Origin of the sequence: Sphaerisporangium rubeum (genome assembly GCF_014207705.1) — a bacterium.
GTDB classification, from domain to species: Bacteria; Actinomycetota; Actinomycetes; order Streptosporangiales; family Streptosporangiaceae; genus Sphaerisporangium; species Sphaerisporangium rubeum.
Map to the genome: position 1 here is coordinate 7,410,182 of NZ_JACHIU010000001.1, position 22,659 is coordinate 7,432,840.

At 67.1% G+C, this 22,659-nt stretch carries 24 protein-coding genes and 2 tRNA genes; 16 read left to right on the plus strand and 10 right to left on the minus strand.

The features are described from left to right. Positions 1 to 20: 20 nt before the first annotated feature. The 5 genes from BJ992_RS31530 (at position 21) to BJ992_RS31550 (ending at position 5,734) form a co-directional block, all read left to right on the plus strand. The gene (locus BJ992_RS31530) at positions 21 to 689 is read left to right on the plus strand and encodes a cyclic nucleotide-binding domain-containing protein (protein ID WP_184987202.1); all 669 of its coding nucleotides are present in this window, start codon (positions 21 to 23) and stop codon (positions 687 to 689) included. A 108-nt stretch (positions 690 to 797) separates the two neighbouring features. Then, complete coding sequence (locus tag BJ992_RS31535; protein WP_184987204.1) at positions 798 to 1,598, plus strand: hypothetical protein; 801 nt, start codon at positions 798 to 800, stop codon at positions 1,596 to 1,598. Positions 1,599 to 1,635: 37 nt separating this feature from the next. Further along, positions 1,636 to 3,723 (plus strand): hypothetical protein, encoded by a 2,088-nt coding sequence (locus tag BJ992_RS31540; RefSeq protein WP_184987206.1) that lies wholly within the window; start codon positions 1,636 to 1,638, stop codon positions 3,721 to 3,723. Then, the gene (locus tag BJ992_RS31545) at positions 3,720 to 4,505 is read left to right on the plus strand and encodes a hypothetical protein (RefSeq protein ID WP_184987208.1); all 786 of its coding nucleotides are present in this window, start codon (positions 3,720 to 3,722) and stop codon (positions 4,503 to 4,505) included. The genes BJ992_RS31540 and BJ992_RS31545 overlap by 4 nt, the downstream gene beginning before the upstream one ends. A 134-nt stretch (positions 4,506 to 4,639) precedes the next feature. Next, positions 4,640 to 5,734, plus strand: coding sequence for an IS630 family transposase (locus BJ992_RS31550; protein WP_221475052.1), 1,095 nt, complete (start codon positions 4,640 to 4,642; stop codon positions 5,732 to 5,734). A 37-nt stretch (positions 5,735 to 5,771) separates the two neighbouring features. Here BJ992_RS31550 and BJ992_RS31555 read toward each other — a convergent pair whose 3' ends face one another. Beyond that, positions 5,772 to 5,951 (minus strand): hypothetical protein, encoded by a 180-nt coding sequence (locus BJ992_RS31555; protein WP_184987212.1) that lies wholly within the window; start codon positions 5,949 to 5,951, stop codon positions 5,772 to 5,774. A 57-nt stretch (positions 5,952 to 6,008) separates the two neighbouring features. Here BJ992_RS31555 and BJ992_RS34610 point away from each other — a divergent pair, with 57 nt between their 5' ends. The 7 genes from BJ992_RS34610 (at position 6,009) to BJ992_RS31585 (ending at position 10,633) form a co-directional block, all read left to right on the plus strand. Continuing rightward, positions 6,009 to 6,164, plus strand: a complete 156-nt coding sequence (locus BJ992_RS34610; RefSeq protein ID WP_425503716.1) for a deazapurine DNA modification protein DpdA family protein — start codon at positions 6,009 to 6,011, stop codon at positions 6,162 to 6,164. A gap of 28 nt (positions 6,165 to 6,192) precedes the next feature. Further along, a complete protein-coding gene (locus BJ992_RS31560; RefSeq protein ID WP_425503717.1) occupies positions 6,193 to 6,552 on the plus strand; it encodes a deazapurine DNA modification protein DpdA family protein in 360 nt (119 codons plus the stop codon). Positions 6,553 to 6,583: 31 nt separating this feature from the next. Next, complete coding sequence (locus BJ992_RS31565) at positions 6,584 to 6,922, plus strand: PadR family transcriptional regulator (protein ID WP_184987215.1); 339 nt, start codon at positions 6,584 to 6,586, stop codon at positions 6,920 to 6,922. 3 nt (positions 6,923 to 6,925) lie between these two features. Beyond that, complete coding sequence (locus BJ992_RS31570) at positions 6,926 to 7,723, plus strand: hypothetical protein (protein WP_184987217.1); 798 nt, start codon at positions 6,926 to 6,928, stop codon at positions 7,721 to 7,723. 521 nt (positions 7,724 to 8,244) lie between these two features. Further along, on the plus strand, positions 8,245 to 8,916 hold the full coding sequence (locus tag BJ992_RS31575) for a DUF3631 domain-containing protein (RefSeq protein ID WP_221475053.1): 672 nt from the start codon (positions 8,245 to 8,247) through the stop codon (positions 8,914 to 8,916). Between the two features lie 85 nt (positions 8,917 to 9,001). Further along, positions 9,002 to 9,187: a helix-turn-helix transcriptional regulator gene (locus BJ992_RS31580; protein ID WP_184987219.1), complete on the plus strand. Its 186-nt coding sequence runs from the start codon at positions 9,002 to 9,004 to the stop codon at positions 9,185 to 9,187. 282 nt (positions 9,188 to 9,469) lie between these two features. Further along, positions 9,470 to 10,633, plus strand: a complete 1,164-nt coding sequence (locus tag BJ992_RS31585; RefSeq protein ID WP_246496841.1) for a tyrosine-type recombinase/integrase — start codon at positions 9,470 to 9,472, stop codon at positions 10,631 to 10,633. Positions 10,634 to 10,683: 50 nt separating this feature from the next. Here the strand turns inward: BJ992_RS31585 and BJ992_RS31590 are convergent. Continuing rightward, positions 10,684 to 10,759, minus strand: a tRNA-Arg gene (locus BJ992_RS31590). A gap of 55 nt (positions 10,760 to 10,814) precedes the next feature. Next, on the minus strand, positions 10,815 to 11,042 hold the full coding sequence (locus tag BJ992_RS31595) for an RNA-binding S4 domain-containing protein (protein WP_184987221.1): 228 nt from the start codon (positions 11,040 to 11,042) through the stop codon (positions 10,815 to 10,817). A gap of 146 nt (positions 11,043 to 11,188) precedes the next feature. On the opposite strand from BJ992_RS31595, the gene BJ992_RS31600 reads away from it, so the two are divergent. Next, positions 11,189 to 11,773, plus strand: coding sequence for a sensor histidine kinase (locus tag BJ992_RS31600; protein WP_184987223.1), 585 nt, complete (start codon positions 11,189 to 11,191; stop codon positions 11,771 to 11,773). A 133-nt stretch (positions 11,774 to 11,906) separates the two neighbouring features. Here the strand turns inward: BJ992_RS31600 and BJ992_RS31605 are convergent, their stop codons facing one another. The 6 genes from BJ992_RS31605 to BJ992_RS31630 all read right to left on the minus strand — a co-directional run bounded on the left by BJ992_RS31605 (position 11,907) and on the right by BJ992_RS31630 (position 19,313). Then, a complete protein-coding gene (locus BJ992_RS31605; protein WP_184987225.1) occupies positions 11,907 to 12,308 on the minus strand; it encodes a TIGR03668 family PPOX class F420-dependent oxidoreductase in 402 nt (133 codons plus the stop codon). A gap of 114 nt (positions 12,309 to 12,422) precedes the next feature. Continuing rightward, positions 12,423 to 13,772, minus strand: coding sequence for an MFS transporter (locus BJ992_RS31610; protein WP_246496843.1), 1,350 nt, complete (start codon positions 13,770 to 13,772; stop codon positions 12,423 to 12,425). A 70-nt stretch (positions 13,773 to 13,842) separates the two neighbouring features. Next, positions 13,843 to 14,739 (minus strand): LLM class flavin-dependent oxidoreductase, encoded by an 897-nt coding sequence (locus BJ992_RS31615; RefSeq protein WP_184987227.1) that lies wholly within the window; start codon positions 14,737 to 14,739, stop codon positions 13,843 to 13,845. Positions 14,740 to 14,878: 139 nt separating this feature from the next. After that, the gene (locus BJ992_RS31620) at positions 14,879 to 17,683 is read right to left on the minus strand and encodes a BTAD domain-containing putative transcriptional regulator (protein WP_184987229.1); all 2,805 of its coding nucleotides are present in this window, start codon (positions 17,681 to 17,683) and stop codon (positions 14,879 to 14,881) included. 734 nt (positions 17,684 to 18,417) lie between these two features. Then, positions 18,418 to 18,507 (minus strand) — tRNA-Ser (locus BJ992_RS31625). Between the two features lie 239 nt (positions 18,508 to 18,746). After that, a complete protein-coding gene (locus BJ992_RS31630) occupies positions 18,747 to 19,313 on the minus strand; it encodes a YceI family protein (RefSeq protein WP_184987231.1) in 567 nt (188 codons plus the stop codon). 100 nt (positions 19,314 to 19,413) lie between these two features. Here BJ992_RS31630 and BJ992_RS31635 point away from each other — a divergent pair, with 100 nt between their 5' ends. Next, positions 19,414 to 19,902, plus strand: a complete 489-nt coding sequence (locus BJ992_RS31635; protein ID WP_184987232.1) for a MarR family winged helix-turn-helix transcriptional regulator — start codon at positions 19,414 to 19,416, stop codon at positions 19,900 to 19,902. 90 nt (positions 19,903 to 19,992) lie between these two features. Here BJ992_RS31635 and BJ992_RS31640 read toward each other — a convergent pair whose 3' ends face one another. Next, the gene (locus BJ992_RS31640) at positions 19,993 to 20,505 is read right to left on the minus strand and encodes a SigE family RNA polymerase sigma factor (RefSeq protein WP_184987234.1); all 513 of its coding nucleotides are present in this window, start codon (positions 20,503 to 20,505) and stop codon (positions 19,993 to 19,995) included. 290 nt (positions 20,506 to 20,795) lie between these two features. Between BJ992_RS31640 and BJ992_RS31645 the strand changes: the two genes are divergently transcribed. Both BJ992_RS31645 and BJ992_RS31650 read left to right on the plus strand, forming a co-directional pair. Beyond that, positions 20,796 to 21,737 (plus strand): hypothetical protein, encoded by a 942-nt coding sequence (locus BJ992_RS31645; protein WP_184987237.1) that lies wholly within the window; start codon positions 20,796 to 20,798, stop codon positions 21,735 to 21,737. Between the two features lie 64 nt (positions 21,738 to 21,801). Then, positions 21,802 to 22,635, plus strand: coding sequence for a MauE/DoxX family redox-associated membrane protein (locus BJ992_RS31650; RefSeq protein WP_184987239.1), 834 nt, complete (start codon positions 21,802 to 21,804; stop codon positions 22,633 to 22,635). The last annotated feature ends 24 nt before the right edge of the window (positions 22,636 to 22,659 follow it).

The window sequence follows — 22,659 nt, forward strand, 5'->3', positions numbered from 1 at the left end:
TTCTAGGGGGAAAGAAGTACGTGTATCAGCCACATCGCGCGCTATTGGGAGAATCGCTCTGGGCGGAGTTACGCAAACTTGCCCGAGAGCAACGCCGCCCTGCGCGGAGCGTACTCCTGCGGCAAGGGGATCCGGGGACACACGTGATGGCCCTGCATACCGGGTCCGTCATGATCACGGTTAAGTCGGGACAAGGCAAACAGACCTTGATCTCCGTGCGCGCCGCAGGAGAGTTGCTGGGCGACCTAGCGGTACTGGACGGTCAGCCACGGACCGCCACGGTGATCGCGGCGGAGGCTTGCCGGGTCCATGCGGTTCCCGCCCCGGAGTTTCTGCAGTTCGTGGACAAGCACGCGCTGCACGGCACACTCTTGCGCCAGTCCATCGGCCGGCTGCGGGCAGCCGAACGGATCAACATCGAACTGGCGATGGCGCCCGTGGCGATACGGCTTGCCTGCACGCTGGTCCGTCTAGCCGCGATATCCGCCATCCGGTCGTGTTCGACTCCGCACATCATCCTGACCCAGGAGGAACTGGCCCAGCTGATTGGCGCCTCGCGTAACGCTGTCGGCAGCGCCCTGAAGGCCTGGCGTGATCGCGGCTGGGTGCGTACGGCACCTGGCGGCGGCCTCTACCTGGAGAACGTCGAAGCACTCCGTGCCCAGGCCCATGTCTTGTCCTCACCGTGATTGACGTCACCCTCTCGGTGCCCACCAGTGGGCACCGAGACTCCACCGGCGAGACGCATCATTGCCGGACTCGGACAGCCGTCACACCCGAAGCGAAGTGAAGAGCATATGGACATCGACGAGCGGAATCCACGTGACCTGCCCCGCCACCGCGCCTTGTTCGTGGTGGACATGCGGGATTACAGCAGCGCTGCGGACCCCTCGATGGAGCAGGTCCGAAAGGACATTGACGATCTGCTCGCCACGGCGTTCGCGCAGAGTGGCTTAAGCGAGGAGTGGCAGAGCCCGGAACTGCGCAATGACACTGGCGACGGTTTCATCCTCGGTCTGCCCACCACTCGCATGTGGCGCCTGCTCGATCCCTTGATCGAGAATCTGGATCGTGTGCTGTACCGGTACGACCAGGTCCGACTGGCGTCGACGCCCGCCGTACGCCTGCGGGTGAGCGTCCATCTCGGCCCGCTGCCGGACAGCTATCGCGGGAGCGCGATCAACGACCTGTGTCGGCTGGTCAGCAGTGACCAGGCCAGCGCGGCGCTAACCATCGCGGTCGAGCGCAGGGCCTTCGTCGCACTGATCATCTCTGATGAGGTTTTCCAGGTCGTGGTTCGTCAGGGCCGCACTGAACGACTGGATCACCGGGACTTCCACAAGGTCATCGCGACTGTTCCGTGTAAGAATTTCGAGGCCCTGGCCTGGGTGCATGCCCCGCGCGTCGGAGCGTCGGCCTTCGAGTCCCTGTCCACGCCGACCAACAACGACGCCGTGGCGCCACGCGATACCAATGCCACAGCGAGCGCTACGGTCAATGCCGCCGCCCCCAAGTACTCCATCGGGCACATCGGCCACTTCGCCGAGACGTCCAACGCCCCCGTCCGCATCCGCATGGACGTCCGCGGCGACCAATAGTACTTCTCACTTTCTGACCCGGAGCATGTGAAACCGCATGAACGAATTGCATGATTACCCGATCTCGAATTCCGATCACAGACCTACCGGCACCGTCCATACGATCAGCCAAAGCGGCGCACGAATCGACGCTGTCGGCGCCTTCTTTGAGAGCAATGACGGGCCGGTCACGATCAACCCGGAGGTCCGCGCGCAAGCATTACCGGACGAGAACCGTATTAATCGACACCTCTACAGCGCACCGCCCTGGTACGTGTTCCCGCCCGAATGGCGAAAAGCGTACGCGGAGCTCGTTAACGCCCTGCCCCACAATCGCGTGGTAATCGTCGTGGCTCCCCGGGGCTACGGGTCGACGACCTTTTCGCTCAGACTGCTGGCCCGGGAGACGGCCTCCTCCACCGAGCTCGTACGGCTGGAGACAGATTGGACCTCGCCCAAGGTGGGCCGTCTCCCCTGCCGGCGCAACGTCGCGTGCCAGCTCGACCTGCAGGATTCCGATAGCGACCGGTTCGACACCTCCTTCATCGACAATCTCGCGGAACACTCGCGACGACTCAGGAATCTCGACTCCTACCTCGTGCTCTCCGTGGCAGAGGACCTGTGGACCGAATGCGGCGCGAGCGTGCCCGCAGGCGTCACAAAGGTTCATCTCGCAGCGCCACCAAAGGCCTTGGAAGTAGTCGAGAGCCACCTCAGGTATAAAGACCACGGCTATCTCATTCCATGCGTCAATTCCTCAAAGGCGCAGGAGCATCTAAGCGGCCACAACGTGATCGACGCTGTCCGTGCCGTCGAAACGGTCATCCAGATATGGGAGGATTTTCAGCGACAGGCGCCCCCTCAAAAACTCAAGGACGCAGAGGCCGCCAAAGAGTCGGGCTCGGTGGCTGATTTCATACAGACCGACGTCGAAACGGCGCTAGACGACTGGCAGGAAAAGCTTAATTCCTTCTTCGGAACGGCAAAGGCCGGCCCTCAGGTCCTGTCTGTCGAGGACCGCTGCTTGCTCCTCGCGCTCGGCCTACGCCAGCGGGGCGTTGCAGAGGACATCCAGGCCGACGCTCGGGAGCTGGAGGATCTCCTCAAGAGTGACGGACCCGGGAAACGGAAGCGCAAGGTGAATGCCTATGCCATGTTCTCCGGGCCGGGCCTGCGGACCAGGATGACAGCTCTGGGCGCAACCATCGACAGGCATGACCACGTCACGTACAAGCAGACCGGATTCGGCGAGGCAGCGCTGCTCTATGTCTGGGAGAACTATGCGGACATGCGAGACCTCCTTGTCAAATGGATGATCGGACGCGCCAAGCAGGACCGGACGGCGCAGGATCCGGCCATCAGGACGCTGATCCGGCTCCTTCTGCGGGCAAAGGGTTCAGACCGGCTCAGCGTCGTACGGGATGAGGCACTGCGGCAAAACCGCCACGAGGTGATCGTCCACGTAATGGCGGACTGCAGCAGGGACGAACACATGGGACGTCGTACTCGTGCCCTGCTCTATGACTGGGCCGGCCAACGCAGCGTGGAAACGCAGCGCATCGTCATCCGCGTCTGCCAGGCGATCCTGACCGACAACCACGATGTGGCATTGGTGCGGCTATGCCGCATCGCGGACTCTCCAGCATCTCCACAAGTGCAGCGTGAGATCCTCAGCGAGTTCCGGAAGATCGCAAAGGATTCTGCCGCGGCTGCAATAATCATGAACAGGGTCGTCGACCTGCAGCGGAAGGGACAGATGCCCATGTCCTCCAAGCTTGCTCTGCTCGCGCTCATGGACGTGGAGCACGAGCACCTGCCCTGGCTGCTCACGTACGAGCATCAAGATCTCGACGTGATGGATGGCCTCCGAGAGCTGCTCGCGGATCTCGACCTGCTCGCTGCTACCGGCCCGCCTCTCATCCGCTGGTTCGAGCTGTGCGCGCATGACCTCCAGTTGTCCCGGCGACTGCTGAAGGTCGTTGCCGACGCCCTGCGTCGGCACAGGGACGTGGCCACATGGCTACGCCTAATCAAGGAGCTCGACATCACCTTGTCGGATGGAAGCACCGTGAAGGATCAGCTTGGCGTCTTGCTCTTCGGCGGCGCTCCGATAGCGGCTGTTCCCGTGGAGCGCGCAGACGCATGATGTGGAGGCGCCGCCGCCGCAAGAACGGCAAGTACTTCGATCAGGCCCGGCTGCTCGACAGTGCGACGGCGGGAGTCTGCTTTGAAATGCGGTTTTGGGCCGAGTGGCATGACGGCAAGGAGTTGCATCACGACCTCGATGCGCTGATCGCCACGTGCGTCACTAATCGCGCGCGCCTCGAGGCGGTGAAATACCACGCCGATGATCTGCACTCCGCGCAGGACGCCATCAACGCCCTGGTGGGAATGGTCGACGTCTCGTCCGAACCGTACTGTTCGGCGCTCGTCGCGCGGGTAGAAATCCAGTTGCCCACTGCGGCCCAGCAAGATGCAATGGAGTACCGGCGCGCTATAGCCCACGTAGAGCGTCTGCTCTACCTGAAGAAGATGTTGTACAACGACCCAGCGCTGCTGGCCATCGATTACCTGGATCGCCGTCCCGAGCTGGCGACAAATATCGACGTGGCCGCGTTCCAACGGCTTGCCGTGAGCTTAGGTAACAGCGATCGGTGGTGGTATCCCCTGCTGAGGATCCTGGAAAGCCTAGGAGCGAAGATCTCTGACCAGAACGGCAGTTACTGGGCCATGACAGCCCTACTCGCCGCTCTACAGGAAGGAGCACCGGGGTTGGTTGATGAGGAAGGGCTTCGCGAGATCGCCGATAAGCTCACCAAACGTCCCCATGCCGAGACGCCAGACGACCTGAAGCAGTCGGAACAACTCTTGTGGAGCGCTCGGAAACATGATCTCGATCATGAAGGCACCATGAAAGATGATGCGTAGTAACCCGAGCTAGTGCTCTGACCGGAAAGGATCACCGGGTTCGCGTGTAGTCCGTCGCGCCGATTGGATGTGCTGTACGAGTCCGATCGGCGCGGGGAGGCGTAGTGGCAGAACCGGTCAGGGTGCGAAGACTGATGGATCAGGAAGGGCAGAAGCTGCAGCGGATCGTCCGGCGGGGCAGCACCAGCTCGGTGCGGTACCGGCGAGCGATGATCCTGCTGGCCTCGGCCGGGGGTAACACCGTTCCGGTGATCGCCCGCCTGGTGCAGGCCGATGAGGACACCGTCCGCGATGTCATTCACCGGTTCAACGAGATTGGGCTGGCCTGCCTGGACCCTCGGTGGGCGGGAGGCCGTCCCCGCCTGCTCAGTGACGACGAAGGAGCCTTCGTCGTCCAGACGGCCACCACCCGCCCGACCCGGCTCGGGCAGCCCTTCATCCGCTGGTCGGTCCGGAAACTTGCCGCTTACCTGCAGACTCTTCCCGGCCGAGCCATCGGTATCGGCCGGGAGGCATTACGTGCCCTGCTGGCCCGGCACGGGGTCACCTTCCAGCGCACCAAGACCTGGAAAGACTCCCCTGACCCCGACTTCGAGACCAAGCTGGACCGGATCGAGTACGCCCTGACCCAGCGGCCGGAGCGGACCTTCGCCCTCGATGAGTTCGGCCCCTTGGGCATCCGCCCCGCACACGGGTCCGGATGGGCCAGGAAGGGCCGGCCGGACCGGCTGCCGGCCACCCACCACCGCACTCAAGGGATCACCTACTTCCACGGCTGCTATTCGGTCGGCGATGACCTGCTGTGGGGCGTCAACCGGCGTCGCAAGGGCATCGACCACACCTGGGCCGCACTGCGCTCCATCCGGGCCGCCCGCCCCGACGGCGCTCCCATCTACGTCATCTTGGACAACCTGTCGGCGCACAAGAACTGGCGCATCCGCACCTGGGCGAAGAAGAACAAGGTCGAGCTGTGTTTCACCCCGACCTACGCCTCCTGGGCCAACCCGATCGAGGCACACTTCGGGCCGCTGCGCCAGTTCACCATCGCAGGCTCCCACCACCCCAGCCACACCGTGCAGACCCGAGCTCTGCACGCCTACTTGCGCTGGCGCAACGCCAACGCCCGCCACCCGGACGTCCTGGCCGCCCAGCGCCGCGAACGCGCCCGCATCCGCAGCGAGAAAGGCATCCGCTGGGGCGGCCGACCACTCTCAAAGACCGCGGCTTGACGACCGCCCAACCCGGTGATCGTTTCCGGTCACAGCACTAGCCGCCGTCTACACCTTCGCCACCCACCACCCCACCGCCAAGCTGTGGCTTTTCGTCCACGACGAAGTGCTCATTCAAGCCCCCCACGCCGACGCCGAACGCCTGCGCGACGCCCTGCAGCAGGCCATGACGACCACCTTCCGCGGCGTGCCGATCCTCCCTCGCCGACGCCGCCATCCTCGGCACCCACTGGGGCCGCCTGCCCAACTCAGCAACCCACACGGAGCGTGCGGCATGAGCACCGACCCCCTACCCTCGGGCGACCGCGCCCGGTTCTACCTGGGCACACATCAACCGCACTGGCTGGAGCGGGTCAGCATCCCGCTGTTTGTCAGTCATCGCCAGCTCGTCCGCCGGCCCCGCCGGCAGCTCGCGGCCCCGTGCCGCTAGGCACCGGACTCCGGCGACTTCACCGAACTTGCCTTACACGGCAGGTGGACCATCCCCGCCCGCCGTCTACGCCGAAGCCGTGGCCACCTACACCCACACCATCGGCGGCCTGGACTTCGCCGCCCCCCAGGACTGGATGTGCGAGCCGTTCATGCTGGAACGCACCGGCCTGAGCATCGCCGAGCACCAAGAACGCACCGTGGCCAACTACCTGCATCTGCGCGCCATCACACCCGAGCTGCCGTTCATCCCGGTCCTGCAAGGCTGGCACCTAGCCGACCGACTACCTGCACTGCATCGACCTGATCCTCAACTCCAGCGTCGGCGTCCTTCCCGGAATCCCTTGCCCGCAGGAGCAACCGCAGTGGATGCGGCGCCGGATGGTTGACCATCTCTAAATCTTCATATATAGAAGAAGCATGGAGAAGCTGGGTCGGGTGGGTAAGGCCACGCTCGACGTCCTGGATGCCTTGGCGAACGCCGAGGAGGACCAGCACGGGTTCGCGCTCGCCAAGCAGGTCGGCCGTCCCACCGGGAGCATCTATCCGGCTCTTAGTCGGCTGGAGGAAGCTGGGTGGCTGGAAAGCTATTGGGCTGAGCCAGCACCGGAAGGACGCCCACGTCGACGCCTCTATCATCTAACCGAAGAAGGGCGTCAGGCTGCCCACGAGCTGCTTAGCGAGAAACGCAGTATCGCGGCCAGGAAGTCCGTCGGCAAGAGATCTGTTCCGGCCTTCCCTGGCCTTGTCGAGAGCTGATCGATGGTGACGCTCATCGGGTTCGTCATTGTTGCTATCGTGTTGCCGCTCATGGTCAATGAGACCAGCGAGCTAGCCCCATTTCTGGCGCGGAAAATCTTAGTTTGGGCCGCAAAGAAACATGCGCAAACTAGCGATGAGCTCGAATGCTATAAGGACGAGTGGCTCGACAATCTTGAGCAGGCCCCGGGCAAGCTCACCAAGTTAGGCCATGCGATATGCGTTGTTCTCCTCACGGTTTTCCCGGCCTGGTACTTGAGGCAGTGGACCCGCACCTGGAGGATCATGGCACGCATTGCGGTATATATCGAACAGACCACGTATGTTGAGTGGCAGATTCCTGGTGCCGCCGCATTTGTTAAGATGGTCAGTGTGCTGGTCGCAGTTGCAGCGGTTCTCGCCATTGGCAACGTAGTCCTCCAGTCGAATCTGGGGCAGGGTCCGGGCAGCCGGGAGGCTTCCCCCCGTCCATACGTTTCAGTTCCCAGCCATGGATATCCCGACTACACCATCCAAGCGGCCAAAGCCGTTAAGGATAAGACGGGAAAGATAATTCGTATTGTAGTCGATTTGGTTGTCAAAGCACCGGCGCTCGAGCCGGTCTGGCTGGTGACCAGTAATGCCCGCAAGCAAATCCCAGAGGTCCGTGGTAAATATCGGCTAACCATGAAGCCTGGCAAATCTTATTTCATGGTAGGCGGTAGGCCGGTTCAGGAAGGGACTCTCTCCCACGGCATTCTGCCGAAAGGCAACAGATTCGTCTATAAGTATATGCCAGGCTTATGCCTCAAAAAGATTTGATCATTAACGCCTTGGCAACCTTATGGACGTGACGGTGGAAGCGCAACTCTTGTCGAGTTCCTTGCGCTGGTTGTCGTTTTCGATGGTGAGGACGTTCAGCACCCGAGCGAACACCTCATCAGCGACCCACTCATCAGAACTCACCCGGGAAACCTAAGGGACTCCAATACAACACGCTCAGACCTTCTGGGAAGTCTGCCACCGCCAGTCCACAGCGGAGATCGCACTCATCGGGGCCACCCTCGCGAGGTACGGGCTGCACCTGCACGGCTTCGGCGTCAAGATCGGCGGCTTTCGCCATCTTCGGCCCCAAAGCCGACGGCAACGAAGACCTACGCGGCCTGCTCAACGCCGGCCACCAACGCAACCGCCCAGCAAAGAGATACGACGCCGCCACCAACCGCGTTGAAAAGCATCCCCACCTTCGCCATGGCCGCGCTCGCTGGCATCGGCGCCATGCCCGACACCATCGAAGACCGCGCCGTCGTCGTCCGCATGCGCCGCCGCGGCCCTGGGAAACCGTGGCGCCCTACCGCCACAAACGCGACCGGGAGACCCTTCGCCGCCTGGCCGACGCCCTTTCGGGGTGGCTGCGTGCCGATCTGGCCACCCTGGAACGCGCTGAACCGGAAATGCCTGTTGAAGACCGCGCCGCCGACACCTGGGAACCTCTCGTGGCCGTCGCCGACCACGCCGCAGGAGACTGGCCTGAACGCGCCCGCGCCGCCGCGCTCACCCTCACCGCCGAAGCCGACGACAGCGGCCAGCCTTCCCCCCGCGTGCGGCTCCTAGCCGACTGCCGCACCGCGTTCCGCACCGACACCGCCCTCCCCAACGTCACCCTGCTGGAACGGCTCAGAGCCGACCCCGAAGCACCGTGGGTCGACTACGGACCCAACAGGCTCACCGCCATGAAACCCGGCGTGCTGCTGCGCGAATACGACATCCGATCCGCCACCATCCGCTTCTCACCCCCCGTAAGCCACGCCAAGGGATACCAGCGCATCGACTTCACCGAGGCCTGGACTCGCTACTGCCCCGGCCCCGACGCCCCGAACAGGGCGAGGTCATCCCACTCGGCAGGGGCAGCCATACCGGCCGTACCACCCTCAACATCGCAGGTCAGGGGGGATGAGGCTTGCGCCACTGGTACGACTCAAGCCGTACCACCAGAAAAGCAGTACCGGCCCTGATCAGCCAAAACGATGCCGGTACGGCCGGTACGGCTCCCCCTCCCATTACCGCTCCCGCTCCTGCCGAACGTAAGGAGACATCCCCGTGCCCAGGGTCGAAAGACTCTCCATCGCCTTCATCTGCGAAGACCTCGGTATTAGCCGCTCCACCTTCTACGAATGGCGGCAGAAGGGCCGTGCACCCAAGTGCATGCGCCTGCCCAACGGCACCCTTCTGGTGCGCCGCGCTAAATATGACCGCTGGCTGGCCAGCCTGGAGGACGCCGCCTGATGAACGGAACCACCTACAACGTCCGTATCTTCAAGACCGAGTGCGGAAGAACGCCAAAGGCGTTGTTATGTCGCACCGAGTGCACTGGGAGACCGACGGAGAGCCATGGTAGAAGACATTTCAGAAGGCCCCTCAAGCCGACGCATTCCGCAGTGTTCTTGTGACCGCAGCCCGGAAAGGTGAGGCTTTCAGTCTGGCCACCGGCGAACCTGTCTCGTGGGCGCGCGAGGTGAAGGCGGAGATGAGCTGGTATGCGTTCGCCTGCAAGTTCGTGGACATGGAATGGACCGACGCATCAGCCAAACATCGGGCAGGGATCGCCTACGTCCTGGCGCTGGCGACGCCATCGATGCTTATCGACAGGACGGCCCCTACGATGCGAAGGAAGTTCGCACGGCGCTCCGACGCTGGGCGTTCAACACGAAGGGGCGCGACAACTGCCCCGCCGCGACTCGTGAGGTGCTCGCCTGGGTGGAGCGCCACAGCCGTCCCATCTCAGTGCTCGCAGTGCCAGCCACCGCGCGGGCATTGCTTAATGCGGCTACGTCGCGGCTCGACGGCACGCGCGTGGCCGCCAGCTCGATCCAGCGTCACCGGGTCATCCTGTCCGGCGCCATGGCGTACGCGGTGGAACTGAAGCTGCTGGAAAATAACCAGATCACAGGCTTGACGTGGAAACCCTCCAAAAGCACGTTTCAGGTGGACCGTCGATCGGTCGTGACTCCTGAGCAAGCCCGCGCACTACTCAGCGCCATCGAAAAGCGCAAGCCAAGCGGCCCCCTGCTCATGCCGCTCTTCGCAACGCTCTACTTCGCCGGACTACGGCCCGAAAAAGCCGTCAACATCAGAGAGAAGGACCTGACGTTGCCTGATGCCGCGGACGCCTTGGGTGAGATCTACCTGACCGGCGCCGCGCCCGACGCCGGAAGAGAATGGACCGACTCCGGTGAACAGCCCGACCAGCGCGGCCTGAAGCACCGGGACAAAGGAGAAAGCCATATCGTGCCGTGCGCGCCGGAACTGGTCGCCATCCTGCGCGACCACCTGAAGGAGCACGGCACCGGTTCCGGCGGGCGCGTCTTCCATGGCGTACAAGGGACCGTGCTTGCCACCAGCACGATCCGGCGCGCGTGGGACAAGGCCCGTCAGGACACGTTCACGAGGGACGAGTACGACTCACCGCTGGCTAAGCGGTCCTACGACCTGCGGCATGCCTGCCTGTCCACCTGGCTCAACGCTGGAGTGCCGGCCAAGCAGGTAGCCGACTGGGCGGGCAACAGCGTGGAAGTCCTCCTACGCACCTACGCCAAGTGCCTCGCAGGACAAGACCAGCTAGCTATGCGCCGGATCAGCAAAGTCCTACGGCCCGGCGCGCGGGAAGGCATTGGGAAGGACCAGCCGTACGCGCCCGATCCCAGCCGGACACAGCCGGACAGCGGAGGCTGATCGAAGCACGGAAAAGCCCAGGTCATCGAGAGATGACCTGGGCTTCCAGCTGGCGCGGCCGAGAGGACTCGAACCCCTAACCTTCTGATCCGTAGTCAGATGCTCTATCCATTGAGCTACGGCCGCTTGACTCGGGACAAGCATAGCGGGTCTTGGGGGGTGTGCCGAACCGGATTGGGGGTCAGGCGACTACATGGATCTTGAAGCCTTGGCCGGTTACTGTCTGGCCGGGGTGGATCTTGGCGCGTTTGCGGAGTTCTACCTGGCCGTCTACTGAGATCTCGCCGTCGGCTATGAGGAGTTTGGCGAGGCCGCCGGTGTCCGTGATGTCGCAGGCCTTGAGCAGGTCGCACAGCGGGATGTAGTCGGTGCGGAGGCGGAAGGTGCCCTCCTGGTAGCTGTCGTCCACCTGAACAGGATAGGTGGGGGGTGGAGAGCGGGAGGGTTTGGTGTGAATCTCCGCAAAGGTTGTGGTTTGGGCGGCGTGGCGTCCGGATCGTCCGGCAATGTTCACCGATGACCTGGTGGTCGTGCGGGGGGCGGTGAGGCGACGATATGGATCACGTTGGGTTGGACGTGTTCGGGAGGCTGCCGGGGTGGAGTTCGGCGGTGGCCCTGGGGGTGCTGGTGGGGATCTTGGTGATCGCTGTGGGGGTGGGGGTACGGCGGCGGCGCCGGATGGGGAGGGTGCGGGAGGCGCATGCTCGGGGGGTGGAGGATCTGGCGCGGTTGTTGCTGCGGGTGCAGTACGACTATCCGCGGCCTTCGATCGCGGATGTGGTTCAGGCGTCGCGTAAGGGAGGGCTCACGGTGCGGTTGCATGTGGCCGGAGCGCCGTGCGCGTTGCCTGATCCGGTCGATCTGGCGGCGATGAGGATCGTGCATGAGGCGCTGGTGAATGTGTACCGGCACGGGACGGCCAGTGCCACGGTGACCCTCGCGTACCGGGGGGACCGGGTGACGATCACGGTGGACAGCCGGTTGAACGCGCGGGGGGAGTCGCGGGGGGAGCGCCAGGGGGTCACGGCCATGCGGCGTCGTGCGGAACGGGTCGGCGGCTCGGTGTCGGCGGGGCCGCATGAGGGAGGGTGGCGGGTGCACGCCGATCTGCCGCTCGGCGTGCAGGCCGCTTTCCGATGAGGACGTGGCGGTGGCCAGGTGGGACGACAGGTCGCCTGGTCTGCCGATCGCGGTGAATACGGCGAAGCGGTCGGCTGTCGGAGGGTCGAAGCCTGTTCGGGTCAGGCCGTTCGGTCGCCGGTGTCGCACGCGATCAGAGGTGATCCGCGTAGGCCCAGCTCACGTACCGGGTGACCTGGACGGCGATCACCGGGCCCTCGGGGGGCCGGGCCGCGTACTGGGGGTACTTGGCGACCAGGGGGGCCAGGGGACGGTCGTCGCCGTACAGGATGGAGGCGTGGCCGTCGGCGCGTATCCACCACAGGTGGGTCCAGTCGTCCTCGAAGTGGTCGACGAGCAGGGACACGCGGGGGTCGTGCTCGATGTTGCGGAGGCGGCGTAGAGCGGTGGTGGTCTTGGGTTTGTGGTCGACGGCGGTCAGGACGAGATCGCCTTGCATGGCGAAGGTCACGGGGACCAGGTGGGGTGCGCCGTCGGGGGTGACGGTCGCGAGTCTCGCCACCTGCGCGGCGCTGAACCTCGTGTGCTCGTCCATGTCGGCATCCAAGCACGGCGACTCGTCCGTGCCGGCGTCCGAGCACGCCGTTCGTCCGTGTCGGCGTCCGAGCTCGGCGTCTCGGCCGTGCCGGCATTCAAGCACGTCGTGCGGCTATCGGGCCGCCGCGTGGGCCGGGACGGGGTCGACGGTGTCGCCGGACGGTACGTGGCGGGGGGCCACCCACAGGCCTGTGGCGGCCAGGAGCAGGGCCACGGCGAAGACCGTCCAGTAGGCGGAGCCGGTGGCGGTGAACAGGGCACCGGTCAGCGCGACCGCCACCACTGAGAACACCATTTCGCCGACCTGGAGTGCGGAACTGTTCACGCCTTGCTCGCCTGGCCGGGACAGCTCCAACGTGAGGACCGACAGCGTCGGGTAGACCAGGCCCATCCCGAAGCCGGCGACGATCCAGGACGGGTAGGCGACCGCCACGGGGACCGCTTCGAACGTCACGGCCCCCATCAGCAGGACGCCGAGCCCGATGGCGCCGGTGCCCATGACGAGGTTGGTGGTGCGGCGGAACACCTCACGGCCCTGGAGCCAGGAGGCGAACGACCAGGTCAGCGCACCACCGGTGAGCGCGAGGCCGGCGGCGAGCGGGGACAGGTCACGCTTGGCCATCAGCATCAGCGGGACGATGACCTCGGTGGCGAAGAACGCGCCGGCGGTGAGGCCGCGCAGCCCCACCACCGCGGGGAGGCCGCGGGCCGCGCGCAGCGTGCCGGTGGGGAGGAGTCTCGGCAGTGCCAGGGCCAGCACCACGAGGCCGGCCACCAGCAGCCACGGGTTGGCCGCGCCGCCGTACTGCATCAGGCCCGCGCCGACGGCGGTGACGGCGGCCCACGCGACCTTCCGGCCGAGGCCTCCTGGTGCGGCGTCTGATATCCGGCCGGTGAGCCGCTGACCGGCGAGGCCGCGGAACAGCAGCGCGACGGCGACCGCGGTGAGCGCCGGCACGGCGAGGAACACCCAGCGCCAGCCGAGGACGTCCACGGTGGCCCCGACCAGCGCGGGGCCGATCATGGACGGCACCACCCAGGCCGTGGCGAACAACGAGAAGATCTTCGGGTGGGTCTCCTCCGGGTAGGCGCGGCCGACCACGACGTACAGCGCGACACCGACGAGCCCGCCTCCCATCCCCTGGAGCATGCGTCCCGCGATCAGCAGTTCCATGGAAGGAGCCGTCCCCGCCAGCGCCAGACCTCCGGCGAACCCCGCCGTACCGGTCCAGAGCGGCGCCTTCGGTCCTTTCAGGTCGGCCCATCGGCCGCCGAGCACCGTCCCCACGACCCCGGCGGCCATCGCGCCGCTGAACGCCAGCCCGTACAGCCGCAGCCCGCCGAGTTCCGCCGCGGCCACCGGCATGGCGACCGCGACCGCCATGTACTCGAACGCGACCAGCGACATCAGCGCCACCAGTCCCACCGTCAACGCTCGGTACGTCGTGCTCTCCTGTGCCATACCCGTACGTTATGACCGGATCGAGCCGGCCACATCGGACGAAAGCCCTAGGTCCGCTCGTGCGGAGGGCTTACGCGCCTCGGCGGTGTTCCTGCACCTCGGCTCTCAGCGCGGGGGCCACCTCCTCGCCGAAGGTGCGGATCATGGCGGGGTCGTCGCCACCGATGTAGAACGAGCTGAAGCCGTGTTCCACGATCAGGGAGAGCAGGTCGTCGACCCATTGCTCCGGAGGACCTTGCAGGAAGGCCCGGCCCACGGGGGTGAAGCCGATGTCGAACAGGTTGAGGTGGCGGCGGATGTCGCGGGGGTCGCGGCCCGCTTCGGTGGCGGCGGCGTCGATCAGCGCGTTGGACGTCGCGATGTCGGGGTCCTTGATGTAGTCGAGTGTGGGGAGCCAGCCGTCGGCCTTGCGGCCCACCAGGCCGAGCATGCGGGGCTTGTAGGCGCCGAGGGAGATCGTGATGTCGTGCGCGGGTCTCGGGCCGCGCCTCATCTGGGGGATCTCGTAGTGCCGGCCGTGATGGCGCAGCGGGCCCGCCGTGCCGGTGTCCCACACGCCGCGCAGGATGTCGATCGCCTCCTCCAGAGCGTCGACCGACTCCCCCGCGCTCAGTTGCCTGCCGGTCATCCTGCTCGCGGCCGTCGGCAGTCCCGCGCCGAGGCCCATCTCGAAGCGGCCGCCGGACAGGATGTCGAGGCTCGCGGCCATGCGGGCCAGCACCGCCGGTGGCCGCAGCGGCAGGCTGGTGACGTTCGCCGAGACCCGCAGGCGGGTGGTGCGCGCCGCGATCCACGTGAGGAGCGTGTACGTGTCCAGGTACTCCGCGTTGTACGGGTGGTCCTGGATCGTCACGGTGTCCAGTCCGACCGCTTCTGTGAGCTCGGCCAGCTCCACCACGTCCCGCGCCGTTCCCGCGCTCGGCGTGACGAACGTCCCCAGCACCAGCTCGTGCCCGTAGTCAGGCATCTTCCGCCCCTCCTCGTCCACCAGGCGGACCCATGTCCCCCGAGGTCATGTCGTCCGTAGGGGATAACCGGCAGGCGACCGGCCTATTCCTCCCTCGCGTGGCGGCCCGCCGGGATCACGGCTGACGACGGGGGCGGCGCTACCGAGGGCCGTCCGGCCCGCAGGCCGTGGACCGGCGGGCCAGGAGTTCCCGTACGAACGCGTGTTCCCGTCTCGCCTGGCGCTGCCAGGAGCCGTCGCCCAGCCGCTCCGCGAGGCGCAGCGCCTCGTCGGCGTGTGTCATGGCGCCGTCAAGGTCGCTCATCAGGCGGGACGCCACCGACAGCCCGGTCAGGCAGCGCAGTTCGCCGAGGCGATGGCCGCAGTCCCTCATCATGGTCAGGCCTCGCAGCAGGTGGTGCCGCGCGGTGGGACCGTCACCCTCTCGAAGGCTCAGCTGACCGAGGAGCCGCTGTGCCTGCCCCTGGTGGAGGACGTCTTCGTCCTCCTCGGCGGCGGCCAGCACGTCGAGGATCTCCTGCCGTGCCTCCACGAGCTTGCCGAGCCTCTCGTGCGCCTCCGCGGCGACCAGCCCGGCGTACCGCGTGCTGCCTCTCGATCCGAGCCCCCGTGCGATGACCAGCTGCCGGCCGGCGTAGTGCAGGGCTCGCTCGTACCGCTTTCCTCCCAGGTGGGTGTTGGCCAGATTGCCGAGCGTGCGTTGCTCCGCGAATCTGTCGCCGAGCCGCTTCGCCAGCTCCAGCTGGTCTTCCAGGAGCGCGACCGCGTCATCCACCCGTCCGAGCAGTTGCAGCCCTCTCGCCATGTGGCCGAGCGCCTCAAGGCCGATGGCCTCATCTCCCAGCCGCCGGCCCACCTCCAGCGCCTGCCGGTTCAGCGAGAACAGTTCGACGGCCCGGTAGGTGCTCTCCTGGGCCCACAGCAATGCGAACGCCAGGGCCACTCCGAGCCGTGCCGTCCGCGGATCGGCCTGCGACATGGCCTGTGCGGCGGCGGCCGTCAGGTTCAGCTCCTCCTCCATGAACCACGCGGCCGCCTCGGCACGGCCGCCGACGTGGTGCCGTACGCCGGCGCCGGGGCCGATGTCCGGAGGTGACGGCTGCACCCGTTGGGGATGCCACGTCTCGCTGGCGTGCCGCGCCGAGAGCACGTAGTACCGCAATGCCGCGTGCAGCGGCTCGGGGGAGGTGATCTCTTCCCGCGCCAGTTCGGCGGCGTAGAGCCGCACCAGGTCGTGGAACTGGTAGTGGCCGGGCCGGCCGCGGTCGAGCAGGTGCGCGTCCACCAGGCGTTCCATGGCGCGTTCCGCCTCGGGGACGGGTGTGCCGAGCAACGCGGCGGCGACCTCGGCCGTGGTGTCCTGCACGTTCAGCAGGCCGAGCAGGACCAGGACACGGGCCGCCGTCCTGCTCGTCTCGCGATCGCTTCGCCGCAGGGACCGCAGGCCGGCCGACAGGCTGGACCGGACGGCGAGGTCACCGGCCTCCAACTCGCGCAGGCGTCCCTCTTCTTCTCGCAGCCGTGCGACCAGGGACGAGACCGGCCAGCCGGGCCGGTCGGCCAGGCGGGCCCCCGCGATGCGCAACGCGAGCGGCAGGCCGTCGCACAGTTCGATCAGCTCCGCCGTCGCCGCGGGCTCGGCCGCGATCCGCTCCGCGCCGGCGAGCGTGGCCAGCATGCCGGCGGCCTCGGCGTGCGGCATGCGGTCGAGCCGCAGCCGCACGGAGTCGTCCCCGGGGAACAGGTTCTCCCGGCTCGTCACCAGCAGGCCCGTGCCCCGGGGAGCCGACAGCAGGGGCTGGATCTGGGTGAGGCCGGCGGCGTCGTCCAGCACCACCAGCATGCGCCTGCCGTCCAGTTCGCTGCGCCACACGGCCGCGGCCTCGTCCTCGTCCTGCGGCAGCGCTGTGCTCGGCAGCCCGAGGGAGCGCAGGAACCGGCCGATGACCTCGTGCGCCGTCAGGGCCGGCACCCCCGGTGTGGCGCCTCGCAGGTTGACGAAGAGCTGTCCGTCGGGGAATCGGTCCTTGACCTCGTGCGCCACCTGGACGGCGAGCGTGGACTTGCCCACTCCTGCCGCCCCCGACACCACGACGAGCGGCACCGGCGCGGCACCGTCCTCCGGCGCCAGCAGGGACCGCAGCCGGACGGCCTCCCGCGTGCGGCCGGCGAACCCGGTCAGTTCGCGCGGCAACTGACGCGGCGGTCTCCGGCCTTCGTCCACCGAGCCCAGCACGAGCGCGTGGCAGGCACGCAGTCCGGGGCCGGGGTCGACGCCGAGTTCCTCCGCCAGGACGCGGCGGCCCTCCTCGAACACCTCCAGCGCCTCGGCCTGGCGTCCGCACTGGTGGAGCGCCAGCATGAGCAGCTCGCGGACCCTTTCGCGCAGCGGATGGCGGCGTGTGAGGTCCCTGAGGGTGAGCAGGTCCTCCTCCGGTCTGGACAGCCTGAGCAGCGTCTCGGCGCGCCGTTCGAGTGCGACGAGGCGGAGTTCGTGCAGCCTCGCTCGCTCCACCTCGGCGAACGGACCGGGGATGCCGGTCAGTGCCTGACCGTTCCACATGCGCAGCGCCAGATCGAGCGAGCCGAGCACACCGGCGTGATCGCCGGACTCCTGTAATCGGCGGGAGGTGCCGATGTGGTCGGCGAACGCGCCGGCGTCGATGTGCCGGGGGTCGAGCCGCAGTTCGTACCCACCGGTGGTGCCGGCCAGCACCTCGGAATGCCCCCGGCGGCCCCGGCCCGGTTCGAGCGCACGCCGTAGACCGGCGATGTAGGTGTAGACGTTCTGCTCGGCGCTGCGCGGCGGCTGGTCGCCCCACACGTCGCCGATGAGCCGGCTCAGTGTCACCACCCGGCCGGGACGCGACGCGAGGACGGCCATGACGGCCCGCTGCCTCGGCGATCCCAGCTCAAGGTCCACACCGTCACGCGTCCCTGTCACAGGTCCGAGAAGACGGATGAAGATGCCCTCAGCCATGCGAGCTCCGAAGTCTTGCCGGCAATGCACCACTGGCAGCATAACCACGGCGGCGTAAGGGGGGCGGAACCGGCTTGTAGAAGAAATGTGGACGGCCTGACTAGCCTGGTTGACCTGGAGACCTTCCCACGGGGAACAACGGGAGATCCGGGGGTGCACGGCCTTTCAATGCGGCGACGGGGTGGGGGAAAAGGGCACAGCCCTTCGGTACCGGCCTGTGCGATGAACCCGCCGAAAGGGGCCGTACGCAGAAGTGGCGGCACGGATTCCGTGCCGCCTGTGTCACTCGGCTCGCGCATCGGACCGCCGGCTCGGGAACCGGAGGTCCGGCGTCGTGTCCGAGACGACGAGGACAGGGGCCGGCACCGCTGTTCAGGAAGTCGCCTGAGTGACAGGGGTGCGTGAAGTCGTCCGGCGCGGCGGGCCATCGGCAGGCCGGATGCGGCAGGGTGACAGGAAGAGGCAGGAAGGGGATCGGTATCGGGGGAAATACATCCTGCGGACGATCGATGTTCGGACCTTCCACAGCGGATCAGGATGGAAGGGTGCCGGTACTGTCCTTGTACGCGCCTGAGGCGCGTCAAGGTGATGAGGGTTGGTTGTGGCACGGGGAGGGGGTGACATCGATGTGAGGGCGGCAGGGGCTGGGGAAACGAAAAGGCCCTCCCCCGGAGTCGGGTGAGGGCCTTCGAGTGGAGCGGAGGCTCGGGGATTTGAACCCCGGATGGGCGATGAACCCAAACCGCATTAGCAGTGCGGCGCCATAGACCTGACTAGGCGAAGCCTCCTGATGGCCGAGTGGCTCAGGACAGCGTACCGGCGTTCTCGCCGGGCGGCAAAGTGGATTGCGGAGGAGATCAAAAGTGCCTTGCACGAAGGCGGAACGGCGGTCCGGTACAGCCGGATCGTCAGGCAGCACACCTTGTGTCCACAGAGTGTGGACACAAGGTGTGCGTGACCCTTGGAGTAGCTATGACCGTTTTGATGGCCACAACCCTCGCCGCGAGGGGACGATCGGTGCGCGAGGTCAGGCGGTGCGGCGCGCGGCCTCGCCCTCGATCTCGATCTTGACCTTCTTGCTCACGAGCACGCCGCCGGTCTCCAGGGCGACGTTCCAGGTGAGGCCGAACTCCTCGCGGTCGATCTCGGTCGAGATCGAGAAGCCGAAGACCTCGGCGCCCCACGGGTTGGTTCCGGTGCCGCCGTACTCGACCTTGAGGGTGACCTCCTTGGTGACATCACGGATGGTGAGGTCGCCGAGGACCACGAAGTCCTCGTCGGAGTGGCTGACGACGCGGGTGGAGCGGAAGGAGATCTCGGGGAACTTGTCCACCGACAGGAAGTCGTCGCTGCGCAGGTGCCCGTCGCGGTCGACGTTGCCGGTCTCGATGCTCGCGGTCTTGAGGGTGAGCTCGGCGGACGACTGCAGCGGGTCCTCGGCGAGGGTGACACTGCCGGTGAAGTCGGTGAAAGACCCACGGACCTTGGTGACCATCATGTGCTTGGCGACGAAGCCGACGTGGGTGTGCGAAGCGTCGAGGTCGAAAGTGCCGGCCTCGGGGATGGTGAGGCCTTCCCAGGCGCGAGTGCCCATGGTGTTACTCCTGAGGATCAGTGGTTTCCGTGCGGATGTTTGCAGCAACAAACATCTACCTGAGGAATATTCCCCACGTCAACTATCTCTGGCGTAGACTATGAACGTGATCCCACTCGACGACCCCAGACTGACCGCGATGGGGTTGCTCGCCGAAGTGCACACCGGTCTGATGGCCAAGATGGCGGGCGCCTTCGCGGAGTCGAAGCTGTCCGACATCGACTTCGAGACCCTGATCCGTCTTGGACGTTCCCCCGGCCACCGGTTGCGCATGAGCGACCTGGCGGCACAGACCTCGCTGTCCACCAGCGGCGTGACCCGCGTCGTCGATCGCCTCGAACGCGAGGGGCTCGTGCGGCGTGTCGCGTGTGCCAGCGACCGGAGAGCATCCTACGCGACCCTCACAGGCGAAGGCCTGACACGCCTTGAATCCGTGATTCCCAAGCACATAGAGGACATCGACCGGTGGTTCACCGGCCTCCTCGCCCCGGACCAGCTCGACACGCTGCTCGACGCGCTGCGTGTCATCCGGGACGTGGTGCGCCCCTGCGCCACCGCCGGAGCCGAACAGGAGGTCGGCATCTCCTAGCTTCCCACCCACGCCGGCGGGGCCGTCCGCGGTCCCCCGCGGGTGCGCGGCCTCGCCGGCCGTCCGGCGCGCACGCGCCGGCCGTCCGGCTCACCGTGGCAGCGGGTCGCGGCGGGCCCGCACGAGCACGACGTCGCCGCGGAGCTTGGCCATCCCCCTGGAGACCGTGCTCTTCACCGTCCCCACACTGACGCCGAGCGCCTGTGCGATCTCCGGCTCGCTCATGTCCTCGTAGTAGCGCAGCACGATGGCCGTACGCTGCCGCACCGGCAGCCGGGCCAGTGCCTCCTCCAGCAGTTCGTGGATCTCGCCGGGGCTCGGCACCTCCCGTGCCGGAGTATCCGGCAGATGCTCGGCGGGGTACTCCTCCAGCTTCCTGCGCCGCCACCACGAGATGTTGATGTTGACCATGGCGCGGCGCACGTACCCGTCGAGCGCGGCGGGGTCGTTGATCCGTTCCCAGGCGAGGTAGGTCCTGGCCAGAGCCGCCTGGAGCAGGTCCTCGGCGTCGGCGGGCTGGCCGGTCAGCCGGTGTGCGGCGCGCAGCAGCGCGGGACCACGGGCGACGACGTACTCGCGGAACTCCTCGTCTTTACCGCTCATTCGGTTCACCGGTACCGGGAGGCAGGAGTCATTCGGTCTCGGGGTCAGAATCGCAGCCCGGCGCCTCGCGGCGGACGAACCTTCGTCCTGGTTTCGCCCCGCCAACGGCAAAGATCGTTTACAGCCCGGTGCACGCTCCAGGCGGTGAGTAATTCACCCTGGTATGAGGGATTTGCCACGGAAGCCGGGAGAGGAGTGATTCTTTGCTCCCACCCGATTACCGGCCGGCTGGAAAACATGTGACGCTATCCCCGGATCACTGCGTCAGGACGGCGACCGGGGAGGGGCCGATGGGTGTCGAGCGCCGCCATGCCCTGGCATCCGCAGCGCTCGGCCGCGGCCCCGCGCCGCGTCCAGAGACCGAGCCAGGCGCGGCGCCGCTGACTGGGATCACCGGCGAGATCCGCGACATCAGCCCTCACCTGCTCATCGTGGAGACACCGGACGGCGCAGAGGAGCGGCTGGTCATCGCGCCGTGGGCCGTCGCGTGGCGCGGGAAGGCCGTCGCGCCGGCCGAGCTGCCGACCGGGTCGCGCGTCGTGGTCCGCACCCGCCAGGCGGGCCGGGTGGCTGAGCGCATCTGGGCCGACATCACCCGCGTCACCGGTGTGATCCGCACCATCGGCGCCGACGGCAAGGACGTCGTGGCCGAGCTCGACTGCGGGCCCCATCGCGGCACCCGCACCGTCGTGATCCCCTACACCGCCTCCGGCCGCATCCGGGTGCGGCACCCCCAGCTGGAGCCGGGGTTCCTCTTCGACGCCATCGGCACCCGCACCGCCGGCATCACGCGCGCCTGGCTGCCTGCCGCCTCGCAGCCGGCGTACCGCGCCACCGCCGTGCCGGCCCCGCCACCCGGGTACGGCGGCACACAGTCCCGGATCTCCGGCGCCGTGGCCTGGTCGGACGCGTTCGACGACGGCGAGTCCGGCGCCGCCTACCCCAAGCTGGAGCGGGCCGACGCCGACTGCGAGGACACCGGGGTCTCCTGCACCGGGCTCCCCTACCTGGCGCTCGGCTCGATGCTGTACGTCGGCAACGTGTGTGAAGGACGGTCGGCGGTGCTGCCGATCGTGGCCTGCGGCTGCGTCGCGGGCCGGTTCTGCGACCGGTGCGTGGAGTGCGGCACCTCGCCGCGCGGCAGGGTGGCCGAGCTGTCCCCGGTGTCGTTCGTCGAGCTCGGCGGCGACCTGACCGTGGGGTGCTTCAACGCTCGCGTGGGCCTTGGATGAGCGTGCCGGAACGCCGGTACGGCCGGGCCGCTCACGGCGGCGCGGCCATGGAGGGGAGTGAGGCATGACCGCGCAGACGACGCTCGCCGGCGTCGCACTGGAACTCCTGGTCCTCATGCTGCTGCTCGGCGGCCTGGCCAAGCTCGCGACGGCAGGCGAGCGCGGACAGCCGGGGAACCTCTCGCGGCTCGGGCCCGGAGTCCTGATGCCGGAGCGGTGGCGAAGGCCCTTCATGATCTTCTGCGCGGCCGGAGAGGTCGTGCTCGCCGCCGGCCTGCTGTGCACCACGTGGCCGCCGGCCCGCTGGGGGACGATCGCGTTCTTCGCGGTGGCGACATATGTGCTGTGGGAGTTGCGCCGCCGCCGTCCCGACGTCGGCTGCGGCTGCTTCGGCGACGCCAGCTCCGCGCCGGTGGGCCTGCGGTCCATCGCGCGCGCCTCTCTCCTCGCCGGCCTCGCCGTCGTGGTCACGGTGGTGCCGGTGTCCGGGGCCGATGTCGTCGCCGGCTTCTCCCCTGGCCTGGTGATGGCGAGCGCGGCGGGCTTCGCGGTCCTGATACTGCTGTCCCCGGAGATGAGTGAGGGGATCGCGCGGGTACGGCACCGCGCGCCGTGCGAGCAGCGTCCCATCGCGGCGGGGAAGGCGCTCCACCGCCTGCGTGCCAGCGGCGAGTGGCGTGCGCACGCGCCGCTGCTGGTCTCGGCGGAGCCGTCCGACACCTGGCGCGAACTGTGCTGGCGGTTCTTCGTCTACCCCGGCCGCACGGCCGACGGCACCCCGGCCGAGGTCGTCTTCGCGGTCTACCTCACAGGCCGCCGGGCTCCGGTGCGGGTGGGAGTGATGGAGCTGGAGGGGAACGGTATGCGTGAATCTATCGGAGTATCGGCTGTGCGCTAGACAGCGTTAGACAGCTCTAGGCCG

Excerpts from the sequence above, each read along its gene's own strand:
- BJ992_RS31535 (WP_184987204.1), top strand. The coding sequence starts at position 798 with ATGGACATCGACGAGCGGAATCCACGTGACCTGCCCCGCCACCGCGCC.
- BJ992_RS31540 (WP_184987206.1), top strand. The coding sequence starts at position 1,636 with ATGAACGAATTGCATGATTACCCGATCTCGAATTCCGATCACAGACCT.
- BJ992_RS31545 (WP_184987208.1), top strand. The coding sequence starts at position 3,720 with ATGATGTGGAGGCGCCGCCGCCGCAAGAACGGCAAGTACTTCGATCAG.
- BJ992_RS31550 (WP_221475052.1), top strand. The coding sequence starts at position 4,640 with ATGGATCAGGAAGGGCAGAAGCTGCAGCGGATCGTCCGGCGGGGCAGC.
- BJ992_RS31555 (WP_184987212.1), bottom strand. The coding sequence starts at position 5,951 with ATGGCGGCGTCGGCGAGGGAGGATCGGCACGCCGCGGAAGGTGGTCGT.
- BJ992_RS34610 (WP_425503716.1), top strand. The coding sequence starts at position 6,009 with ATGAGCACCGACCCCCTACCCTCGGGCGACCGCGCCCGGTTCTACCTG.
- BJ992_RS31565 (WP_184987215.1), top strand. The coding sequence starts at position 6,584 with ATGGAGAAGCTGGGTCGGGTGGGTAAGGCCACGCTCGACGTCCTGGAT.
- BJ992_RS31570 (WP_184987217.1), top strand. The coding sequence starts at position 6,926 with ATGGTGACGCTCATCGGGTTCGTCATTGTTGCTATCGTGTTGCCGCTC.
- BJ992_RS31585 (WP_246496841.1), top strand. The coding sequence starts at position 9,470 with ATGGACCGACGCATCAGCCAAACATCGGGCAGGGATCGCCTACGTCCT.
- BJ992_RS31600 (WP_184987223.1), top strand. The coding sequence starts at position 11,189 with ATGGATCACGTTGGGTTGGACGTGTTCGGGAGGCTGCCGGGGTGGAGT.
- BJ992_RS31605 (WP_184987225.1), bottom strand. The coding sequence starts at position 12,308 with ATGGACGAGCACACGAGGTTCAGCGCCGCGCAGGTGGCGAGACTCGCG.
- BJ992_RS31610 (WP_246496843.1), bottom strand. The coding sequence starts at position 13,772 with ATGGCACAGGAGAGCACGACGTACCGAGCGTTGACGGTGGGACTGGTG.
- BJ992_RS31615 (WP_184987227.1), bottom strand. The coding sequence starts at position 14,739 with ATGCCTGACTACGGGCACGAGCTGGTGCTGGGGACGTTCGTCACGCCG.
- BJ992_RS31630 (WP_184987231.1), bottom strand. The coding sequence starts at position 19,313 with ATGGGCACTCGCGCCTGGGAAGGCCTCACCATCCCCGAGGCCGGCACT.
- BJ992_RS31635 (WP_184987232.1), top strand. The coding sequence starts at position 19,414 with ATGAACGTGATCCCACTCGACGACCCCAGACTGACCGCGATGGGGTTG.
- BJ992_RS31640 (WP_184987234.1), bottom strand. The coding sequence starts at position 20,505 with ATGAGCGGTAAAGACGAGGAGTTCCGCGAGTACGTCGTCGCCCGTGGT.
- BJ992_RS31645 (WP_184987237.1), top strand. The coding sequence starts at position 20,796 with ATGGGTGTCGAGCGCCGCCATGCCCTGGCATCCGCAGCGCTCGGCCGC.
- BJ992_RS31650 (WP_184987239.1), top strand. The coding sequence starts at position 21,802 with ATGACCGCGCAGACGACGCTCGCCGGCGTCGCACTGGAACTCCTGGTC.